Raw genomic sequence first — 19,658 nt, 5'->3', positions numbered from 1 at the left:
CCGCGCGCACCGTCCACGTACCCAACTGCGAAGAACCACTTCAGGAGCCGACGATGGATGACGACATTCAGCTGATCAGTGACGGTGATGGCCTTGCGGTCATCGGAAGTCCGACGGCTGTCGAACGCTTCCTCGTCTCCGAAGGACTGCCGTCGAAGGACCTCGGACTGCCAAGGCTCGGCTCCACCTTCGGCGCCGTGGCCGGGGCCGCGCAGCTGGGTTCCGAGGTCGCGGCCAACTCGGGCCGTTGGGTGAAGTTGACCAAGGAGTCCGCGCGAGCTCTCAAGAAGTACGAGCTGATGAAAGGTTCGACCGCGGATGCCAGTCGTGCTGTCTTGACGGAGAAGGGCAAGATCAAGGGAATCCTCCAACTGACGAGGACACCCGGATCACTCCTGACCAACCCGGCGATTCTGGCCGGTGCCGCGGGGCTCATGGCGCAGCTCGCGATGCAGCAGACCATGGACGAGATCACCGACTATCTCGCCGCGATCGATGAGAAGGTCGACGATGTGCTCCGTGCCCAGAAGGACGCGGTGGTGGCGGACATGATCGGAGCAGGTCTCGTCATCGAGGAGGCCATGACCGTCCGGGAGCAGGTGGGCCGGGTCTCCGAGGTCACGTGGTCGAAGGTCCAGGCCACGCCGATGACGATCGCGCGAACCCAGGCCTACGCGCTGCGTCAACTCGACGCGCTCGCCGAGAAACTGGAGAGCAAGACCAAGATCGTTGATCTCGCCAAGGCGTCCAAGGACGCGGAGTCCACCGTTCGGGAGTGGCTCGCCGTTCTGGCTCGTTGCTTCCAACTGCACGACGCGATCGCCGTGCTCGAACTCGACCGTGTGCTGGACGCGTCTCCGGATGAGCTGGACCGGCATCGCCTCGCACTGCGGGTCGCCCGGCGGAACCGGATGGAACTCATCTCCCGGAGCACCGAGCGTCTGATGGCCCGCGTCGTCGCCGCTGCCGGTGCGGCCAACACGAAGGTGCTGCTGCACCCGGCCGCGTCCCCGGCCGTGGTGCATGCGGGCAACCATGTCGCGATCGCCGTCGTCGACTTTCACGAGCGGCTCGGGATCGAGCACGGTCGGCAGTCGTTGGACGCGAGACGATGGGGGGACGCGGCCGCGGAGGCGAGGGACAAGATGCTCGAAACGGGAGCAGAGGGGGTCGATGCCGCCAGGCGCCTCGGCAACGAGACCCTCGACCGAGCCAGATCGGTGACGGGCAGGCTCTCCAGCGGGATCGCCGGGCGAGTGCTCCGTCGGCGCGGGGACGACGAGGAGCCTGAGAGGCCGGTATGAACGCGCCGGTCGTTACGGGAGGCCGACGCGTTCGGCCCCACCTGCGCCCTTGATCGCGATGAGTGGATCACTGATGGAGCGGGCGGGGGGGGAAGCGGTCAGGAACATGAGGCACGGCCGGCCCGCCGTCAGCGGCCGGGCAGAGGGGCGAAAGCCCGCCCCTGACCTGCTGTTCGAGGTCAGGGGTGGCGCATCGGGGTCGGGCCTGGGTGTTGTCCTTCGAGGTGCAGCGCAACACCTTCCGCCTGCGGCGTTTCGACGTGCGTCAGGCCTGGGCGTTGTCCTTCAGGGTGCCCCAGCCGTGCCAGCGGTCTATCTCTATCAAGGCGCTCACCCGGCCGCGGTCCCGGCGGGGGTACTTCTCTCCGGTGTAGTGCTCGGAGACCCGGTCGATGTCGGTCAGGTCCTTGTCGTCGCGGATCTCGGTGACGCGGCCGATGACGCTGATGTGGGTGTACCAGTCGCCCTCGTCGAGCACGGTGAGGGTGACGCGGGGGTCGTTGCGGAGATGGTCGAGACGTTTGCGGCCCTCGTCCATGTTGACCAGGATCCGGCCGTCGTCCCAGAGGTACCAGGTGGCCGTGGAGACCGGCTGACCGTCGGGCTGGAGCGTGGCGATGACGGCGGGGTTCGCCTTCCTGAGTACGGCGACGGCCTCTTCGGGAAGTGGCGGCTTCGACATGAGCTCTCCAGTCCTTGATCATCCGGTGTGTGCGTCCACGGTGCCACATCCCCCGTGGGGGCGGCTTCGCGGCCCTATGCGAAGGACGTTTTCTCGGAGATGGGGAAGTGTTGGTGACCCAGGACCGCCAGGAGGCGGAGCTTCTCGTGGGCCTCGGTGTGCGGGGGAGCGGTGAGCACGAGCAGAGCCTGGGACTGGTCCTCGGTGAACAGGACCTGACAGTCCAGCTCGATCGGGCCGAGTTCGGGGTGGATCAAGGTCTTGTGATCCTCGAAACGCCTGGCGACCTCGTGCCGGTCCCACAGTTCGGCGAACTCGGCGCTCGTCTTCCGCAGCGCCCGGACCAGCTCGCCCGCCCTGGAGCGGGGGCCCATCGATCCGTAGGCGGCCCGCAGGTTCGCGACCTGGGTACGGCTGTGCCTGTCGTGGTCCTCCTCGGGGTAGCGCGACCGCGCCGAGGGGTCGGTGAACCAGCGGTAGGTCTCGCTGCGGGCCAGGCCCGTGTGGTGGGACCTGTCGCCGAGCAGGGCGTCGGCCATCCGGTTCTGCACCAGCGGTTCGGCCAGGTTGGACATGATGAGCGCCGGGGTGTCGTCGAGACGGTCGAGCACCCGCAGCAGGGCCGGAGCCACGTGCGCCGCGACCGAGACCGGCGCCGGAGGGTTGTGCCCCGCCATCTGGAACAGGTAGTCACGTTCGTCGGCCGTCAGCCGCAGCGCGCGGGCGAGCGAGGCGAGCATCTGCTCACTCGGCTGCGGGCCGCGCCGCTGTTCGAGTCGCGTGTAGTAGTCGGCCGACATCGCGGCGAGGGCCGCCACCTCCTCACGCCGTAGCCCCGGGGCCCGGCGGCGCGCGCCGGTCGGCAGGCCCACGTCCTGCGGCTGGAGCGCCTCACGACGGCGGCGCAGGAAGTCGGCGAGTGCGCTGCGATCCATGGGTTCAGTATCCGCTCCACACTCCCGTGCCGAGGGCCGTGAACCAGGGATCGCCGATCCCCCGATGGGGGGTTCCCTGCACACGAGGGAGGCCCCGGAGCAGGCTGGACGTATGAACATCTCAGGGAACACCGTCTTCATCCCCGGCTCGACGAGCGGCATCGGCCTGGCTCTCGCCCTCGAACTGGAGGCCAGGGGGAACAAGGTCATCGTCGGTGGCAGGCGCGTGGACGTGCTCGAACGGATCGCCGCCGAGCATCCGGGCGTCGACACCGTACGGATCGACACGGCAGACCCCGCGAGCATCGAGTCCGCCGCCAAGGAGGTGCTGGCCAGGCACCCGGATCTCAACGTCCTGATCACCATGGCCGGGATCATGCGCGTCGAGGACTGGCACCGGCCCGAGACGTTCCTCGCCTCGGCGGAGGAGATCATCACCACCAACGTGCTCGGCCCGATCCGTCTCATCGCCGCCTTCGTCGAGCACCTGAGGGAGCAGCCGGACGCCACCATCGTCACCGTCTCCTCGGGCCTGGCGTTCGCGCCGCTTCGGGCCACACCCAGCTACAACGCCTCGAAGGCCGCGATCCACATGCTCAGCGAGTCGATCAGGCTGCAGTTGGCCGACACGAACGTGAAGGTCGTGGAGCTCGAACCCCCGGCCGTCCGTACGGCCCTGCTGCCCGGCCAGGAGGACAGCGACTTCGCGATGCCGCTCGACGAGTTCGTGACGGAGGTCGTCACCCTGTTCAGGGACCAGCCGGACGCCAGGGAGATCCAGGTCGAGCGGGTGAAGTTCCTGCGCTACGGCGAGGCGCGCGGCGACTACGACCAGGTCGTCGAGACGCTCAACGCCTCCGACCCACAAGGCAGGTAGCCAACAGCCGAACGTGTCAGGCCCGTACGGCGAGCGGCCGAGCGCGCGTAGGGCCCGTACGGCAGGTGGTGAACAGCCGGACGCGCATCAGATCCGTACGGCGAGCGGTCGAACGCGCGTAGGGCCCGTACGGTGGACGGGCCGCCTCAGGCGTCGCCGACCCGTTCCAGAGGGTCGAGGAGAATCCAGAAGCCGTCCTGACCGGCTTCCGCCAGGACCGTCCGCCGGCCGGTGTCCGTCTCGTGAGAGCGGAACTCCAGAGGGATCGGCGTGTCCTCGGACTCGATCCACAGGCGCGCCCGGCCCAGCATGCGCCAGCGGAACTCCAGGGTCTCCGCGCCGAAGGCCACCGAACGGGTGTGGAGCACGCCCGTGCCGTCCGGGGCGAACACCACCTCCTCGCCGACCAGCACGGCCGCCGTACCGCAGGCCGTACGCCAGCGACCGATCGGCCCTCGCTCCAGGACGTCGTCCACGTCAGGGGCTCCCTTTCTCACGCGTCGCATGATCCCAGAGGTCGTCACGGTCGAGACGCGAGGGGATCAGCGGTCGGCATGAGGCTGTTCCTCACCCTCGAACACCTCGATCAGCTTTTCGTGGAACCTCTCGTGTTCCCTGTTCTCCCTCGACCAGGACGGGCTGGTCACCACTGACGTTTTGGCGTCCCCGAGGGAGAGGGAGAGCACTTTGGAGACGAGGTATATGGACTCCACCATCGAGCGGCCGTCTCTCTTGAGGGCGGCGATCAGATCGGCCGGTCCTCTTTCTCCGGCGCCTTGTTCGATCAGACTCACCGACAGCAGCTCAAGCTCGTCCCGGTCCATCTAGGAGCCGGACACCGGGGAGCAGCTGTAGGTCATGAGGTAGATCTCCATGGAGATCGATCCGGGAGGGGCGGCGAGGTCGTGGAAGTTGCGGGTCACGGCGGCGCCGAAGATGCGCGGGTAGGTCTCGCGGATGGCCGTGTTGACCCGGGTGGCCAGCCGGACGCCGTTGTCCGCGCCGCCGTCGGCGCCGAAGGTCAGCACCATGCCGGCGTGCCGTCCGGCCAGCTGGTCGCGGTGCCGCAGCAACTCCTGCCTGACCTGTACGGCGAGCGCCTCGTCACGCATGCCCGGGGAGAGCTGGAAGGAGATCGTGATCGGCTTCGCCTGGACGTCCCCGAGGCGGCTGACACAGGGGGACGGAGTGGGTTTGCGGGGGGAGCGAGGCTTGGCGGTGGGCACGGTGGCGTCCGGTGAGGGCCGGTCGGGCGTGGGGGTGGGGGTCGGCAGGGCCCGGACGGTGTCCCGCAGGGGACGGGTGGTGCCCGTGGCCGTGGGACTCGCCCCCTCGGAAGGCCGAGGCGCCGTGGAGGACGGAGCCTCCGTGGAGGGCTGTGATTCCGTGGTGGGCTGGGGCTCCGTGGTGCCCTGAGGCTTCTCGTCGTCCTGAGAACCGGTGCCGGTGTCCTGGGGTCCGGCGGTCTCGGGCTTCCCCGCGCTCTGGGAGGCGGCCGAAGCCTGAGTGCCCGCCGACGCCTGAGTCCCTGCCGTGGGGCGGGTCTCCGCGGCGGCCTGGGACGGAGCGGCGGGGGACTGGGCGCCCAGCATGATGATCGTGACGCCGAGCAGCAGGTCGGCGAAGAGCCAGCCCGCCAGCAACGTCGAGGTCGAGGTCCTGCGGCGGGGGGTCACCGGACCCGCCGGACGTCCTGGTCGCCCTCGGCACCGCTCACCCGGGAGCCCTCGGCACCGCCCGTGCGGGAGCCGTCGGTACCGCCGACACGAGAGCCGTCGCGGTAGTCGTCATCCGAACGAGCGTCCGAACGAGCGCCCGCGCGGGCGGCCAGGCGTTCGACGCGGGACAGACGGGTCTCGGTGGTGGCCGACCAGCCTTCGAGGGCCTCCCTGATCTCGGCGCCGGTGCCGCCGAAGGTGCGGCGGAACTCCTCGGTCGTGCCGAGGAGGGTGTCGTTGACCCGCTCCCCGAGGAGGTCGACGGCCTTCTCCGTCGAGGAGCCGACCGCGTCGATCGACAGGGCGGCGCGGTCGACCGCGTAGCCGATGCTCTTGGTGGCGTCGACCAGCTTGTCGATCCGGCTGTCCAGGCCCGAGACGGTTCCCTGCACCGAACGCATGGAGCGGACGAGCTCGTCGTTGAACGAGCGCCGCATGTCGAGGGTGGTCTGCGAGATGGTCGTCGAGAGCTGGTTGCCCGCCTTGGCCACGGCCTGGCCGGTCTTGGTGCCCGCGCTGTCGATCATGGCCGAAGCCCGCGCGACGACCGTGGTGAGGTCGTCGCAGGTGCTGTTGACGGCCGCCAGCTGCCTGCCGAGGAGTTCGACGCCGTCGCGCACGTCGAGCGCGCTCGCGGTCAGCGCGTCGGTGGTCTTCCTGGTGGCCTCCAGGGTCAGGGTGAGCGCCTCGACCAGTTCGGTGTGCACCTTGCGTGCCATCGTGCCGACGGAGCCGATGTCGGCCGCCGTCCTGCTCAGTTCGGTGCCGAAGCGGGCGGGGGAGGACAGCCGTACGGCGCCGAGCAGGAGGCTCGCCCGGGTCAGCGCGGCGCGCAGCCGTACGCGCAGGGCGGCCAGGTCGCGTTCCGCGTTCTCCTCCTTCCTGTTCTTCGTGACGTTCTCCAGGACCGTCCAGAGGATGAGGCAGAAGATCGCCGCGAGGGTGCACAGCGCGATGTTGTCGAACTTGAAGAACTCGGGCAGCCTGCCGTCGAAGCCCTGCTGCCACATCTCAAGGAAGGGGCGGCGGGCCGCCTCCGGGCCTCCCTCGTCGAGGACGTCGCCGTAGGCGCCCGTGGCCATCATCAGTCCGAGCCAGGTGATGAAGATCGGCACGAAGACCAGGGCGGGGCCGACCGCGGCGCCCAGCCCGAACCGCCGTCCGCGCTCCTGCCCGGCGTCGGTGAGGATGGTGTCTTCGGGGGAGAAGGCGGCGAACAGGTCGATCTCACACCAGCGTTCCGCCTCGCCGGGGTCGACGACCGCCTCGGCGAGGTCGTACAGCTGGTCCTGGCGGGCCGCCAGGTGGGGGTGATCGGCAAGCTCGCGAAGCTCGGCGGCAAGCTCCTGGTCCGTCACGGACACTCGACGTCCCCTCCTCGATGACGCTGGGCGCCGCCCGCCGGTCCGATGGACCCGGTGCACGCCGCCGAAAAGCGTGATCATTTCGGCATACGGCGGATCTGTCAAAGGAAGAAAGGCGTGATCGTTACGGTGACACGGAGAATCGCCGTAATGACGGGTTGTGTCCTTCGTGCCGGATGTTCAGACGTCATCCGGTCGCGCGCGGGGCGCCCTGAGACGCCGTACGGCGGAGGCCACGGCGGCCAGCAGCGCGAGGAACAGCAGCCCGCCCCGTACGGCACGGGCGTCCGGGCGACGCCGGGGAAGCCGGGGGAACCGGGAAGGCCGTCTGGGAGGCTCGGGGCGGCGGGCGGCCGGGGCGGGGACCGTACGGTAGACCTCGTCGAGGATGCGGTTGAAACGTCGTTCCCTGCGGGTGCCCGCGCTCACCAGGCGGCGTCTCCTGGCGTCGGTCCAGAACCGCCACCCCATGGGGCCGGCCAGCACGACCGCCGCGACCGACCGTAGGTGCGCCTCGGTGATGGCGCGCAGTTCCCACATCATCAGCCAGTGGTTGACGATCATGTTGACGTACATGTGGGCGCGCTGCTCGTCCGCGTCCTGGGAGGTGAAGAACGTCCCCCAGCAGGCCCGGTAGAGCGGGTCGTCCATGGCCATCCGCATGAGGTCGGTGTGCAGGGCGCGCAGTGTCTGCTCGCGGCCCGCCTTGGCCTCGCGGGCCTGCAGGATCAGCGAGGCCGTCACCCCCATGAGGGCGAAGACGGCCAGGACGGCCGAGGCCGCCCCGTAGGTCTGGCCGATGTCGCTCAGCCTGCTCCAGTCGGCGCCCTGGTCGTTGAGCAGGGTGAGGAAGAAAGGAGATATCACCACGAAACCGGGTACCGCCAGAACCAGAAGGAAGAGCAGTGCGACGAGAAGGAAGCGGCGCCCGCCTCCGGCGAGTCGGTTGAACAGGGGGCCGCCGCGCACTACCCGAGCTTTCTGCCCGTGGTCGGTAACAGGGGAGGAAGCGCCTGACGCTCCCGGTCGAGGAAGGGCAGCAGGTCCTCGCCGCGCGCGTAGAGGTCCTCAAGTTCGCACGTGCAGGCCTCGATCAGACCGGGGTCGGCGATCTTACGGGCGCCGCTGAGCGTACCGCCCTCGTCGTAGACGACCTCGTACATGACCGAGGATCCCAGGATGACCAGCTCGGGCAGGTCGCGGCCCTCGCCCAGCTCCCCGGCGTCCAGGACGCGGATGAGTTCTCCCGCCTGTGCCCTCAGCCGGATGAAGTACAGCTCCCAGCGCAGATAGGGCGTGTACGGCCGCCGCACGACACGCAGGCGGCGCATCGGGAACCCGGGCGCGTCGAGGACGGGACCCTGGATCTCGTCACGGGTCTCGTCGATGATGCGCAGCGCCTCGTCCCAGTCTCCCCGGTCCAGGGCCTGCCAGCTGGGGTTGCGTGGCTCCCGGAACGACTGGCGGTATTCGAGCTTCCAGAAAACCCCTTCGATCTCCTGAAAATATGGCCAGAAATCCGAAATATAATCTTCTGCGCTCAGTGTCTCCGCTTTATATGTGCTTATATCATCAATCATCTGGTATATCCCGTTTTGCGGAGATGAGCTGGTTCCGGGGAATCACCACGAGGCGCTCGTCACGCGAGAGGCTCACCCCTTCGGGGAGCCGGTTCAGGTAGGCCTCGGTGAGGTCGCGGCCGATCACGGCGATGTCCCCGTTGGAGAGTTCCCAGATGTCCGGGCAGTCCGGGCTCGCGGTCGTGTTGCCGAGTTCCAGCGGTGAACTGCCGAGGCGCCTGCGTAGGTCGGCGCGCGGATCGGCCTCCCAAGGACGAGACATGATGCCCTCGATTCGTCGATCTCCCCAACGTCCCCCGAGTTTCACATGATCCATTCGGGCTCGCAATGGACCTCGCCGATGGCTTTTCCTGACGGCCCGGCAGAAATCCCGCCGGATGGGTAAGATGGATGGCTTTTTTCGGGTGACCCTCTCAGTCGAGGGGATACCGCTCCGCCCAGGAGTCGTTCATCGGGGGCTCCCCGGCCGTCCAGGCCGCGAAGTCGTCGGCGATTTCGGTGATGGTCCCGCGGCCTTCGAGGTCGGCGAGCCAGTCGGCGGGCAGGGCCCGCTGCCCGTGCAGGGCGCCCAGGAGGTTTCCGCAGACGGCGCCGGTCGAGTCGCTGTCGCCGGAGTGGTTGACCGCGAGCAGCAGCGCCTGCCGCAGTTCGCCCGGCCAGGGGTGGGCCAGTGCGCAGTAGACCGCGATGGCCAGCGCCTCCTCGGCGACCCAGGCCCCGCCGAGCGACTCGACCCGTTCCGGGCTCGGGTCACCCTGGGCGGCGAGGCGGACGGCGGCGCGCAGGGCCAGGCTCGTCTCCTCGTGGGAGGGGTAGTCCGTCAGCAGTTCGGCGGCCCCCCATACGGCCTGGGCCAGCGGCTCACCGGCCAGCACGAGATGGATCATGGCGGCGAAGGCGCCCGCCGCGAGATAGCCGGTCGGATGGCCGTGGGTGATCTGCGCGCACCGGGCCGCGAGTTCGAAGGCGTGCCGGGCGTCCGGCGCGCCGTACCCGAAGGGGGCCGAGCGCATGACCGTGCCGCAGCCCTTCGAGCCGGGGTTGACCGGCCCCGGCTCGCCGAAGGGCGCCGGGGTCGCGGGGCCGTACGCGAGGCCGGACAGGCACGCGTTGCCCGGGGCCCGCCGCGCGTAGAGCCAGCCCTGCTCCCGCAGCCGGCCCGTTCCGTGTGGCCGGTCCCGCTGGGGCGCCGGGTACCGCTGGGTGTCCAGCCAGCGCAGGTAGGCGTGCCGTACGGCGGGGACGTCTCCGCCGCGGATCAGGCCCTCGACGGTGAACAGCGTCATCTGCGTGTCGTCGGTGACCAGGCCGATCCTGCCGCGGTGGTCGGGGACCAGGCCGGTCACCCCCGCGAAGCCGTACCGGCCCCGGATGTCGGTGATCGAGTCGAACTCGACGGGCGCGCCGAGCGCGTCACCCAGGGCACCGCCGAGCAGGCTGCCCCGCACGCGGCTGCGGTGGTCGGCGAGGTCGTCGGTGGAACGTCGCACGGTCATGATCCTCCTGCTCCCATGGGCCCGTAACTCTACGGGCTCTCCGCTGACCTCGGCCGATGCCTCCGGCCCGGCGGGAGCGTGGCTTCCCATGATGTGGCCTCCGCGCCTTGATGATCGAGATCCTGGCATCAGGAGGCTGGAAGTCATGACATTTCCGATCCCATGATGTGGGATACGGGTTGACGTGGATTAAACCTACCTGAAATATAGGAAATGTGTCGCGAGTACCCCTGACCCTCCGGCGGGTCGTCGATCTCATGCGCCTGGACAGCAGCCTCTGTCCGTGACGCGCTCCGTCCTCCACGTTGAGCCTGTCGACCTCTCCTCCTCCCGTCTCCGTGCGCCCGCGCCCGTATGTCCGAGGGCCGCCGTTCCCGTGCGCCGGACACGTGTGTCTCCCATATCCCGACCTTTCTCGTCTTCTCGACCTTCCAAAGGGGCCAGTCATCATGCGGACATCTCCTCCACGGACGCGCGCCGCGCTCGTGCTCGCGGCGCTGTCACTCACCGCCCTCACCGCCGCCTGCGGGGGAACCGGCTCGGGAGGTACGGCGGTCGCGGCCGCCGGGAACCCGGCGGGCAAGGACGGCGGAGCCGTACTCAGGATCAAGGACCCGGGCAACGCGGGACCGCTGGCGGTGGCCAAGAAGGAGGGAATCCTGGAGAGGCGGCTGGCCGAGGTCGGGGCGAAGGTGGAGTGGGGCGGCTCCTACGCCTCCTTCACGGCCACCGTGGACGCCGTCCGCTCCGGCTCGATCAACGTGCTCGAAGGGGCGATCTCCCCGGTCCTCGGCTACCTCGTCAGCAGCAAGGACATCAAGATCTTCGCCTTCACCGACCCGGAGACCGACGCCGCCGCGCCGCAGACCGACGGCCTCGTCGTCAGGCCGGACAGCCCCATCAGGACCGTCAAGGACCTGGTCGGCAAGCAGGTCGCCGTCAACAAGGGCGGACGCGGGGAGTATCTCCTGCTGCTCGCCCTCTAGGAGGCCGGGATCCCCGCCGACCAGGTCAAACGGGTCTACCTCAACCCCGACCAGGGCGCCTCCGCCTTCGCCACCGGCAAGGTCGACGCCTGGTGGGCGATCGTGCGGGCCTACCCCGAGGCGGTCGCCAAGGGGGCGCGGGTCGTCGTGCACGGCCGTGACCTGCCGGACAAGGACCTGAACATGCAGGCCGCCAGGACCGAACTGCTCACCGAGCACCCCGAGGTCGTCCGGGTCTACCTCAAGGTCCTGCAGGAGCTCACCGAGGAGGCCAGGCGCGACCCGGGCAAATTCCAGAACGTCTTCCTCACCCAGGGACCGACCGCCCTGTCCGGCGCCCGCCTTGAGGAGGAGAACGCCAAGTCCCGGTACGCCAACGTGCCGCGCTTCGCCACCCCCGCCGACGCCTCCTACGTGGCCGACGTGGCCTCGGTCTTCCAGAGGTACGGCGTGCTGCCGGGCGCGATCGACCCCAAAGCCGTGATCTTCGACCTCAAGCCCGCGTCATGACGCTGGAGAAGATCCCCACGGCCACACGGCTGTCCCCGCTCGAACCGCCCCGCTACCTGGGCTCCCGCAGGCGCGCCCCCGGGCTGTCCGTCCCGCTGCGCCTGCTGGTCCCGCTGGTGCTGCTGGCCGCCTGGTGGTACGGCACGGCCGGTGGCCTCATCTCCCCGGAGATCCTCGCCGGACCGGGAGCCGTCGTCGGGGCGCTCGGCGAGCTGGCCGCCACCGGGCAGCTCGGCGACTACCTGCTCGCCTCCGCACGGCGGGCCGGGCTCGGCGTGCTGGCCGGTGGGGGCGTCGGCCTCCTGCTCGGCGTGGTCGCCGGACTGTCCGTCCTGGGGGAGGAACTGGTCGATCCGACCATGCAGATGAAGCGGGCCGTGCCGTTCCTGGCCCTGGTCCCGCTGTTCATCTCCTGGTTCGGCGTCGAGGAGACGTTCAAGGTGGTCCTGATCGCGGTCGCCGCGGCCGGCCCCATGTACGCATACACCTATCTCGGCGTCCGCGGCGTGGACCGGAAGGTCGTCGAGGCCGCCAGGGGCTTCGGGCTCACCGGGGCGGGGCTCGCCTTCGGCGTGATCATCCCGACCGCCCTGCCCAGCGTCCTGATGGCCCTGCGCGTGTGCCTCTCGGTCTCGCTCACCGGCCTGATCGCGGCCGAGCAGATCGGCGCGACCGAGGGGATCGGCTACCTCGTCACGCTCGCCCAGCAGTACTACCGCACCGACTACATGGTCCTGTGCGTCGTGATCTACGCCGTGCTGGGCCTGCTGATCGACCTGGTCATCCGGGCCGTCGAACGGGTCGCCATGCCCTGGCGCGGGCAGGTGACGGCCCGATGAGCACCACCGCCGTGGACATCAGGGGGCTGCGCAAGGCCTTCGGCGCCAAGACCGTCCTGGACGGGATCGACCTGGAGATCGGGCGGGGGGAGTTCTTCGTCCTGCTCGGGCCGAGCGGCACGGGAAAGACCACGCTGCTGCGCATCCTGGCCGGTCTCGAACTCCCCGACTCGGGAACCGTCCTGGCGCCGCGGCGCCGTACGACCGTCTACCAGGAGCCGCGCCTGGTCCAGGCCCGCAGGGTGCTCGCCAACGTCGTCCTCGGGCTGCCCAGGTCGGCGCGCGAGGCCGGGCTCGCCGCGCTTGAGGAGGTCGGCCTCGCCGGGTACGGCGGGGCGTGGCCCGCGACCCTGTCCGGCGGGGAGGCGCAGCGGGTCGCCCTGGCCAGGGCCCTGGTCCGCGACCCGGAGCTGCTGCTGCTCGACGAGCCGTTCGCCGCGCTCGACGCGCTGACCCGCCTGCAGATGCAGGAGCTGGTCGCCGAGCTGTGCGAACGGCACCGGCCCGCCGTTGTGCTCGTCACCCACGACGTCGACGAGGCCGTACGGCTGGCGGACCGGGTCGTGGTGCTGCGGGACGGCGCCTTCGCGGTCGAGCAGCCGATCGACCTGCCCCATCCGCGTGACCGCAACGACCCGGCGTTCATCGCCCACCGGCGGCTGTTCCTGTCCCATCTCGGCGTCGCCGCCGCCGCGCACTGACCACCCGAAGAACAGTACGGAGGACTCGCATGTCCGCGATCGACAAGATCTGGTTCACCCGTTGCCCGGTTCCCACCGCGAGCGGGCTGGCCTACAACCTGGGCTGGCTCGACGAGGAGTTCGGCGAGGTCGGCGTCCTGCAGGACGCGGGCCCCGAGCTGTCGGAACACCACTTCGACCACCGGCTCCTCGGACTGTTCCGGGAGGGCGGGAACGTTCCCGCGCTGGCCGCCCGCTCGGAGGGGGCCCCGACCCGCCTGATCGGGCTGACCTGGATCGAGGAGTGGCAGTCGATCCTGGTCCGCCCCGACTCGGGGATCACCGACGCGGCCGGGCTGCGCGGTGCCCGCGTCGCGCTGCCGAGGTGGGCCGAGACGCGCGCCAGGAGTTTCCCCAGGGCGATGGCGCTGCACGGGTTCAAGGGGGCGCTGTCCCAGGCCGGGCTCGGCTTCGACGACGTGACGTTCGTCGAGGTCGGCCAGCCGAGGTCCGACGTCGGGCGGGGTGCCGCGGAACGGGCCTGGTCCTGGCCGGGCATCGAGGAACTGGCCGCGGGCGAGGTCGACGCGATCTACGTCAAGGGCGCCCGCTCCGCCGACCAGGCCAGGGAGATCGGCGCCGTCGTCGCCGTCGACCTGGACGCCGCGGAGGACCGCCGTACCCGCGTCAACAACGGCACCCCCAGGCCCATCACCGTGCACGAGGACCTGCTCGCCGAGCACCCGGACCTGGTCGTCGCCTTCCTGGCCCAGACGCTGCGGGCCGCGGACTGGGCGGCGGACAACCTGGAGGCCGTACGCGGCATCCTGGCCGCGGAGACCCGCTCGGAGGCGGACGGCGTCGCCACCGCCTACCGGGGCGACTTCCACCGTGACCTCCACCCGGACCTGTCGCCGGAGCGGCTCACGCTGCTGGGGCGGCAGAAGGACTTCCTGCTGCTGCACGGCTTCCTCGCCGCCGACGTCGACCTCGACGCCTGGACGGCCCACGAGCCGCTGGCCGCGGCGCGGGAACTGCTCGCCGGGCGGCGCTCCGACGGCCTTTGGACGGACGCGCCCGGCGAGGTGACGGCCCGGTTCGGCGGCGCGTTCATCGGGGAACGGCTGGCGGTCCGATGACCACGTTCCTGATCACACTGCCGACCCGCGACAACGGCGGGCGCGGGGCCAGGGCCGACCTGCCGGGCTTCGTCACCGACCCCAGGGCGCCCTTCGGCCCGTTCGACCACCTGCTGCAGGCGGGCAGGGCCGCGGAGCTGGCGGCCTTCGACGGCGCGCTGCTGCCCTTCGACCCCCAAGGCGAGGAGTCGCTGGTCGCCGCGGGGAGCCTGCTCAGGCAGAGCCGCTGGCTGCGGGTCGCCGCCGGGTTCCACCCCGGCGTCGCGACCCCCGTCTACGCCGCCAAGGTCTCGGCCTCGCTGCAGCGCTTCTCCGGCGACCGGCTCGACTGGCGGGTCGTCGTCGACCTCGACCCCGAGGTCGCCAGGGCGCAGGGCGACTTCCTCGAAGGGGCGGACCGCTACGCGCGGGCCGAGGAGTTCCTCACCGTCGCCAAGGGGGTCTGGACGCAGGAGGGCTACGGCTACGAGGGACGCTTCTACCAGGTGCTCGCCGGAGGCTTCCTGTCGCCGCTCGCCGGCAGGGCCTTCCCCAGGGTCCACCTGTCGGGGACCTCTCCGCAGGCCCTCGAACTGTCCGCGCGCCACGCCGACGTGCACGTCTTCGACCCCGGCGACGACTTCGAGGCCTCCGGCCTCCAGGGCGTCACCTACGGCCTGCGCCTCCCGGTGCTGGCCCGCGACGACGACGCCGAGGCCTGGCGGGCGGCACGCCGCCTGTGGCTGCGCGGCGGCGGCACCGAGGACACCCTGCCCGAACCCGACCCGCAGACCCGGCTGTGGAACGGCTTCCCCGGCCCCGGCCTCGTCGGCTCCTACGAGAGCGTGGCGGCCGGGATCAGGGACTACGCGGACCGGGGGATCGGCGCCTTCGTCCTTGAGGCGACGCCGTACGTCGAGGAGACCTATCGGCTCGGGGAGCGGCTGCTGCCGCTGCTGGTCAAGGAGAACAGCCATGTCCGTTGACATCTACTGGCGGGTCGGCACGCACGGCGACCAGCCCTCGCTGCGCAGGAGGGTCGCCAGCCGGGGGGAGTGGGCCCCGGTCGTGCCGGGCAGCCTGGCCCCGGGAGTGCGGGACGGGCGGCGTGACGGCTACAGCTACGTCGAGCACATGGGGGACGTCGCCAGGGCCTCCGAGGTCTCCGGCTTCGTCGGCGGGCTGCTGCCCTCCTTCCCCAACACCGACGACCCGTGGGCGACGGCGGCGACGCTGGCCAGGGAGACGACGACCTACCGGTTCATGATCGCCTTCCAGCCGGGCTTCCTCCACCCGGTGCAGGCCGCGCGCATGTCGGCGAGCCTCCAGCGCGCGACGGGCGGGCGGGTCGTCTACAACGTCATCTCCGGTGGCGGCGGCCCCGACCAGCTCTGGTGGGGTGACAAGGTCGCCCACGACGACCGCTACGCGCGGACCTCGGAGTTCCTCGACGTGCTCAGGGGCGTCTGGGACGGCGGGCCGTACGACTTCGAGGGGCGTTTCTACCGGGTCAGGGGCGCCGGGCTGCCCGAGGAGCTGACCGGGCAGCCGTTCCCCGAGATCTACTTCTCCGGGTCGTCGAAGGCGGCCATCGACGCCGCCGGGCGGCACGCGGACTACTACCTGTCGTGGCTGGAGCCCTTCCACGCGTTGCGCGAGAAGTTCGACCAGGTCAGGGCCAACAGCGACCGCACACCCAAGTTCGCCGTCCGCATCGACGTGCTCGCCCGCGAGACCGAGGAGGAGGCCTGGGAGGAGATCCGCAGAGGCTGGGACAACATCGACCCGTCGGTGCTCCGCGGCGCGACCGGCGACTCCATCGGCTGGCAGCGCAGCCAGTCGTTCGTCACCGGCGCGGTCAACGGCCACCGCGACCTTGAGGTCACCCCCAACGTGTGGGGCGGTTTCCACCTGCTGCGGGGCGGGCCCGCCTTCGGGCTCGTCGGCAGCTACGAGCAGGTCGCGGAACGGCTCGACGAACTGATCAACCTTGGCGCCGGCGCGTTCATCCTCGCCGGCGTGCCCCATCTGGAGGAGGCCTACCGCGTCGGCGAGAACGTTCTGCCGCTGCTGCGTGGCCGTGACCTCCGCGTCGCATCACCCCTACTGGAAGGAACACCCTCATGAGCGTCCGCGTCGGCTACTTCCCGCACAACAACTCGCTGTGGGTCCTGCGTCACCGGGGCATCCTGGAGCGCGCGATCCCCGACGTCGAGTGGGTCGACCTGCGCGACCTCCCGGCCGGTGACAGGACGGACCCGACCAAGGGTCTGCCCTCGGTCCACGGCGACCACCTCTTCGACGGCGGCTACGACTTCATCGGCACCGGTTCGACGCCGCCGGTCACCGCCCAGGGCAAGGGCCACGACGTGGTCTACGTGGCCGTCTCCGGCTCCCGCCACGAGAACGGCAGGCTGGTGGTGAAGGAGGACTCCCCGATCAGCTCCCTTGCGGACCTGAAGGGTAAGAGGGTCGCGCTCGGGCACGGCTCCTGGCAGACGACGTTGCTGCTGTTCGCCCTCGACAAGGCCGGGCTGACCTGGAAGGACATCGTCCCCGTCGACGCCGGGGTGGACGCGGGCGAGTTGTTCCTCAACGGGGAGGTCGACGCCTGGGTCGGCTCCTACCCCTCGCTCAGCAAGGTCGAGGCGCAGGCGCCGGTCCGTGAGCTGGTCGCCACCGACGGGCTGTTCAGCCACCGTTCGCTCTGGTTCACCCGGCGTGACTTCGCCGACAAGCACCCCGAGCAGCTCGCCGCGATCGTCGCCGCCCTGCAGGAGTCCGACGCCTGGATCACCGAGAACCATCGTGAGGCGGCCGGGCTGTTCGCCGCCGACGACGGCGGTGACCTCGACCACTGGGAGAACGCCCTGCGCAAGCGTCCCTTCGGGCTGCACCCGGTGACCGAGGAGTTCGTCGCCGAGCAGCAGCGCGCCGCCGACCTCTTCCACGCCAACGGCCTCATCGACCGGAAGATCACCGTCGCGGACGCCGTCGACCCGGAGATCGCCAAGCTGCTCCGGTGACAGCTGGGGAAAGGCCCCTCCGAGAACTCGGAGGGGCTTTCCCTGAATGGTTCTGTCAGGATTTTTCCGTCTTCCCGAGTGTCGTCGCTTTGAGCACCCGAACAGGGGTATGGCGTACCGCCACCGGGTCTCCGCGGCCCGACCGGCGCCCGGTCCTCACCCGAGGAACCGCCACCGCAGCTCAAGGAGAGAACGATGGAGAAGTCCAACCCGGTCAAGGGTGTCATTGACAAGATCGCTGACAAACTGTCAGACAATTCTGCGGAGGTTCCCGGCCGCCCGGGAAGCGAGCCGCCGTCGGTCGACGAGCCGACCGAGCCCAGGGGGCCGCTCAGGCCCAAGCCCGACCAGCGCGGCCCCGACCCGTACAGCCCCACCGGACAGGAAGAGGACGTGACGCCCGAGGAGCGGGCACAGGGCGGTGACCGCCTCACCACGGCCCAGGGGCTGCGCCTGGCCGACACCGACCACTCGCTCAAGGCCGGTCCCCGAGGGCCGGTGCTGCTGCAGGACCACCACCTGCGCGAGAAGGTCATGCACTTCGACCACGAGCGCATCCCCGAGCGCGTCGTGCACGCCCGCGGCGCCGCCGCGCACGGCGTCTTCCGGTCGTACGGCACCGCGGCCTCGGTGACCAGGGCAGCCTTCCTCGCCAAGGACGTCGAGACGCCGGTCTTCGTGCGGTTCTCCACGGTTCTCGGATCGCGGGGCTCGGCCGACACGGTGCGCGACACCCGGGGCTTCGCCACGAAGTTCTACACCGACGAGGGCGTCTTCGACCTGGTCGGCAACAACATCCCGGTGTTCTTCATCCAGGACGCGATCAAGTTCCCCGACGTCATCCACGCGGCCAAGCCGCATCCGGACCGGGAGATCCCCCAGGCGCAGAGCGCGCACGACACGTTCTGGGACTTCGTCTCCCTGCACACCGAGGCCACCCACCACACGCTGTGGAACATGTCCGACCGTGGCATCCCCCGCTCCTACCGGACCATGGAGGGTTTCGGCGTCCACACCTTCCGGCTGGTCGACGCGGAGGGGGCGACGACGCTGGTGAAGTTCCACTGGAAGCCCAAGGCCGGAGTGCACTCCCTGGTGTGGGAGGAGGCGCAGCTGATCGGTGGCGCCGACCCGGACTTCCACCGGCGTGACCTCGCCGACGCGATCGAGGCCGGTGCCCACCCGCAGTGGGAGCTGGGCATCCAGGTCTTCCCCGACACCCCGGAGCAGACGTTCGAGGGCATCGACCTGCTGGACCCGACGAAGATCGTCCCTGAGGAACTGGCGCCGGTCCAGCCGATCGGCCTGCTCACCCTCAACGCCAACCCGGTGAACTACTTCGCCGAGACCGAACAGGTCGCCTTCCACGTCGGTCACCTGGTGCCCGGCATCGACGTCACCGACGACCCGCTGCTCGCCGGGCGGCTGTTCTCCTACCTGGACACGCAGATCACCCGGCTGGGCGGTCCCAACTTCGGGCAGATCCCGATCAACCGCACGCACGCCCCCGTCAACGACATGCTGCGCGACGGCTTCCACCAGGACGCCGTGCACGCGGGCGTGGCGCCGTACAAGCCGAACTCGCTGGACGGCGGCTGCCCCTTCTTCGCGGGGGCGCACGAGGGGGGATACGTGGAGACGCCCGTTCGGGTGGCCGCGGCACGGAAGGTGCGTGAGGCTCCGGCGTCGTTCGCCGACCACTTCAGCCAGCCTCGCCTGTTCTGGCTGAGCCTGAGCCCGGTCGAACGCGAGCACGTCATCGCCGCCTACACCTTCGAACTCGGCAAGGTCTACGAGCAGGCGATCAAGGAGCGCAACCTGCGTGTTCTCGCCGAGATCGACCCCTACCTGTGCGAGCAGGTGGCGCAGGGCCTCGGCCTGCCCGTTCCGAAACCGGTCAACTCCCTGCCGGCCGTCGATCCGAGCCCGGCCCTGTCCCAGGTGGGCAGGACCTGGCCGACCACCGGCCGGATCATCGGCATCGTCGCCGACGGCCACGGCGACCTGGCGACGGTCGAGGCCGTCCGCCAGGCGGTTCTGGACGGCGGCATGGTGCCGCTGGTCATCGCCCCGGCCGGTGGCGTGCTCGGCGCGGACGGCGACGGCCCCGTAACGGTGCAGCGCACGTTCGTCACCGCCAGGTCCGTCGAGTTCGACGCCCTGCTGCTGGCCGGAACCCCGGCGCGGGGCAAGGACGCGGACGGCGCCAGGGACGCCAAGGCCGGGAACGGCACCGCGGGGGCGCCCACCGACCCGCGGGTGCTGCTCATGCTCGGTGAGGCGTTCCGGCACGCCAAGCCGATCGGCGGCTGGGCGGACGCCGTACAGGCGCTCACCGCCGCCGGGATCGATCCGGCGGCGCCCGGCGTGGTCGTCGGGGACGGCGGCGAGGCGGTGCTGGCGGAGGTCGTCCGCCTGCTGGGCGGGCACCGGGTCTGGGAACGCTTCCCCGTCCCGGTCGAACCCGTCTGATCCGCGAAACCACCGCTGTTTTCCCAGGTCAAAGAGGGGGCAGCCTCTAGGCGAGGGAACGGGGGTCCCAT

At 70.3% G+C, this 19,658-nt stretch carries 21 protein-coding genes; 11 read left to right on the top strand and 10 right to left on the bottom strand.

What is annotated here, in order from left to right:
• Positions 1 to 53 precede the first annotated feature (53 nt).
• A complete protein-coding gene (locus ABZ470_RS01475; protein WP_362909267.1) occupies positions 54 to 1,304 on the top strand; it encodes a hypothetical protein in 1,251 nt (416 codons plus the stop codon).
• A 265-nt stretch (positions 1,305 to 1,569) separates the two neighbouring features.
• Here ABZ470_RS01475 and ABZ470_RS01470 read toward each other — a convergent pair whose 3' ends face one another.
• Together ABZ470_RS01470 and ABZ470_RS01465 are read right to left on the bottom strand one after the other, a co-directional pair.
• Positions 1,570 to 1,986 carry a PPOX class F420-dependent oxidoreductase gene (locus tag ABZ470_RS01470; RefSeq protein ID WP_362773894.1) on the bottom strand — a complete coding sequence of 139 codons (417 nt, stop codon included), beginning with the start codon at positions 1,984 to 1,986 and terminating at the stop codon, positions 1,570 to 1,572.
• 74 nt (positions 1,987 to 2,060) lie between these two features.
• The gene (locus ABZ470_RS01465) at positions 2,061 to 2,921 is read right to left on the bottom strand and encodes a helix-turn-helix transcriptional regulator (RefSeq protein ID WP_352010436.1); all 861 of its coding nucleotides are present in this window, start codon (positions 2,919 to 2,921) and stop codon (positions 2,061 to 2,063) included.
• 112 nt (positions 2,922 to 3,033) lie between these two features.
• Between ABZ470_RS01465 and ABZ470_RS01460 the strand changes: the two genes are divergently transcribed.
• Positions 3,034 to 3,798 carry an SDR family NAD(P)-dependent oxidoreductase gene (locus ABZ470_RS01460; RefSeq protein ID WP_362909265.1) on the top strand — a complete coding sequence of 255 codons (765 nt, stop codon included), beginning with the start codon at positions 3,034 to 3,036 and terminating at the stop codon, positions 3,796 to 3,798.
• Positions 3,799 to 3,944: 146 nt separating this feature from the next.
• Here ABZ470_RS01460 and ABZ470_RS01455 read toward each other — a convergent pair whose 3' ends face one another.
• The 8 genes from ABZ470_RS01455 to ABZ470_RS01420 all read right to left on the bottom strand — a co-directional run bounded on the left by ABZ470_RS01455 (position 3,945) and on the right by ABZ470_RS01420 (position 9,956).
• A complete protein-coding gene (locus tag ABZ470_RS01455) occupies positions 3,945 to 4,295 on the bottom strand; it encodes a hypothetical protein (protein WP_362909263.1) in 351 nt (116 codons plus the stop codon).
• 45 nt (positions 4,296 to 4,340) lie between these two features.
• Entirely contained in the window at positions 4,341 to 4,622 is a 282-nt protein-coding gene (locus ABZ470_RS01450) for a hypothetical protein (RefSeq protein WP_362909261.1), read from the bottom strand.
• A complete protein-coding gene (locus tag ABZ470_RS01445; RefSeq protein WP_362909259.1) occupies positions 4,623 to 5,474 on the bottom strand; it encodes a hypothetical protein in 852 nt (283 codons plus the stop codon).
• The gene (locus tag ABZ470_RS01440) at positions 5,471 to 6,880 is read right to left on the bottom strand and encodes a hypothetical protein (protein WP_362909257.1); all 1,410 of its coding nucleotides are present in this window, start codon (positions 6,878 to 6,880) and stop codon (positions 5,471 to 5,473) included. Before ABZ470_RS01440 ends, ABZ470_RS01445 begins: the two co-directional genes overlap by 4 nt.
• Positions 6,881 to 7,060: 180 nt before the next feature.
• A complete protein-coding gene (locus tag ABZ470_RS01435; protein ID WP_362909255.1) occupies positions 7,061 to 7,849 on the bottom strand; it encodes a DUF6082 family protein in 789 nt (262 codons plus the stop codon).
• On the bottom strand, positions 7,849 to 8,460 hold the full coding sequence (locus ABZ470_RS01430) for a DUF6879 family protein (RefSeq protein WP_362909253.1): 612 nt from the start codon (positions 8,458 to 8,460) through the stop codon (positions 7,849 to 7,851). The genes ABZ470_RS01435 and ABZ470_RS01430 overlap by 1 nt, the downstream gene beginning before the upstream one ends.
• Entirely contained in the window at positions 8,453 to 8,722 is a 270-nt protein-coding gene (locus ABZ470_RS01425) for a hypothetical protein (protein ID WP_362909251.1), read from the bottom strand. Before ABZ470_RS01425 ends, ABZ470_RS01430 begins: the two co-directional genes overlap by 8 nt.
• Positions 8,723 to 8,873: 151 nt before the next feature.
• Positions 8,874 to 9,956 (bottom strand): ADP-ribosylglycohydrolase family protein, encoded by a 1,083-nt coding sequence (locus tag ABZ470_RS01420; RefSeq protein WP_362909249.1) that lies wholly within the window; start codon positions 9,954 to 9,956, stop codon positions 8,874 to 8,876.
• A 449-nt stretch (positions 9,957 to 10,405) separates the two neighbouring features.
• Here ABZ470_RS01420 and ABZ470_RS01415 point away from each other — a divergent pair, with 449 nt between their 5' ends.
• The 9 genes from ABZ470_RS01415 (at position 10,406) to ABZ470_RS01375 (ending at position 19,587) form a co-directional block, all read left to right on the top strand.
• Entirely contained in the window at positions 10,406 to 10,942 is a 537-nt protein-coding gene (locus ABZ470_RS01415) for a hypothetical protein (protein WP_362909247.1), read from the top strand.
• A 102-nt stretch (positions 10,943 to 11,044) separates the two neighbouring features.
• On the top strand, positions 11,045 to 11,452 hold the full coding sequence (locus tag ABZ470_RS01410; protein ID WP_362909245.1) for a hypothetical protein: 408 nt from the start codon (positions 11,045 to 11,047) through the stop codon (positions 11,450 to 11,452).
• Positions 11,449 to 12,291: an ABC transporter permease gene (locus tag ABZ470_RS01405; RefSeq protein ID WP_352010447.1), complete on the top strand. Its 843-nt coding sequence runs from the start codon at positions 11,449 to 11,451 to the stop codon at positions 12,289 to 12,291. Before ABZ470_RS01410 ends, ABZ470_RS01405 begins: the two co-directional genes overlap by 4 nt.
• Positions 12,288 to 12,992, top strand: a complete 705-nt coding sequence (locus ABZ470_RS01400; protein ID WP_362773864.1) for an ABC transporter ATP-binding protein — start codon at positions 12,288 to 12,290, stop codon at positions 12,990 to 12,992. The genes ABZ470_RS01405 and ABZ470_RS01400 overlap by 4 nt, the downstream gene beginning before the upstream one ends.
• A 29-nt stretch (positions 12,993 to 13,021) precedes the next feature.
• Positions 13,022 to 14,110: an ABC transporter substrate-binding protein gene (locus tag ABZ470_RS01395; protein ID WP_362909242.1), complete on the top strand. Its 1,089-nt coding sequence runs from the start codon at positions 13,022 to 13,024 to the stop codon at positions 14,108 to 14,110.
• Positions 14,107 to 15,075 carry an LLM class flavin-dependent oxidoreductase gene (locus tag ABZ470_RS01390; protein WP_362909240.1) on the top strand — a complete coding sequence of 323 codons (969 nt, stop codon included), beginning with the start codon at positions 14,107 to 14,109 and terminating at the stop codon, positions 15,073 to 15,075. Before ABZ470_RS01395 ends, ABZ470_RS01390 begins: the two co-directional genes overlap by 4 nt.
• Positions 15,065 to 16,216: an LLM class flavin-dependent oxidoreductase gene (locus ABZ470_RS01385; RefSeq protein ID WP_362909238.1), complete on the top strand. Its 1,152-nt coding sequence runs from the start codon at positions 15,065 to 15,067 to the stop codon at positions 16,214 to 16,216. The genes ABZ470_RS01390 and ABZ470_RS01385 overlap by 11 nt, the downstream gene beginning before the upstream one ends.
• A complete protein-coding gene (locus ABZ470_RS01380; protein WP_362909236.1) occupies positions 16,213 to 17,115 on the top strand; it encodes an aliphatic sulfonate ABC transporter substrate-binding protein in 903 nt (300 codons plus the stop codon). Before ABZ470_RS01385 ends, ABZ470_RS01380 begins: the two co-directional genes overlap by 4 nt.
• 195 nt (positions 17,116 to 17,310) lie before the next feature.
• The gene (locus ABZ470_RS01375; protein WP_362909234.1) at positions 17,311 to 19,587 is read left to right on the top strand and encodes a catalase; all 2,277 of its coding nucleotides are present in this window, start codon (positions 17,311 to 17,313) and stop codon (positions 19,585 to 19,587) included.
• The last annotated feature ends 71 nt before the right edge of the window (positions 19,588 to 19,658 follow it).

The organism is Streptosporangium sp. NPDC020072, assembly GCF_040631445.1.
Taxonomy (GTDB): Bacteria; Actinomycetota; Actinomycetes; order Streptosporangiales; family Streptosporangiaceae; genus Streptosporangium.
The sequence above is the reverse complement of the archived record's forward strand: the minus strand, read 5'-3'. Positions and strand labels throughout refer to the sequence as shown.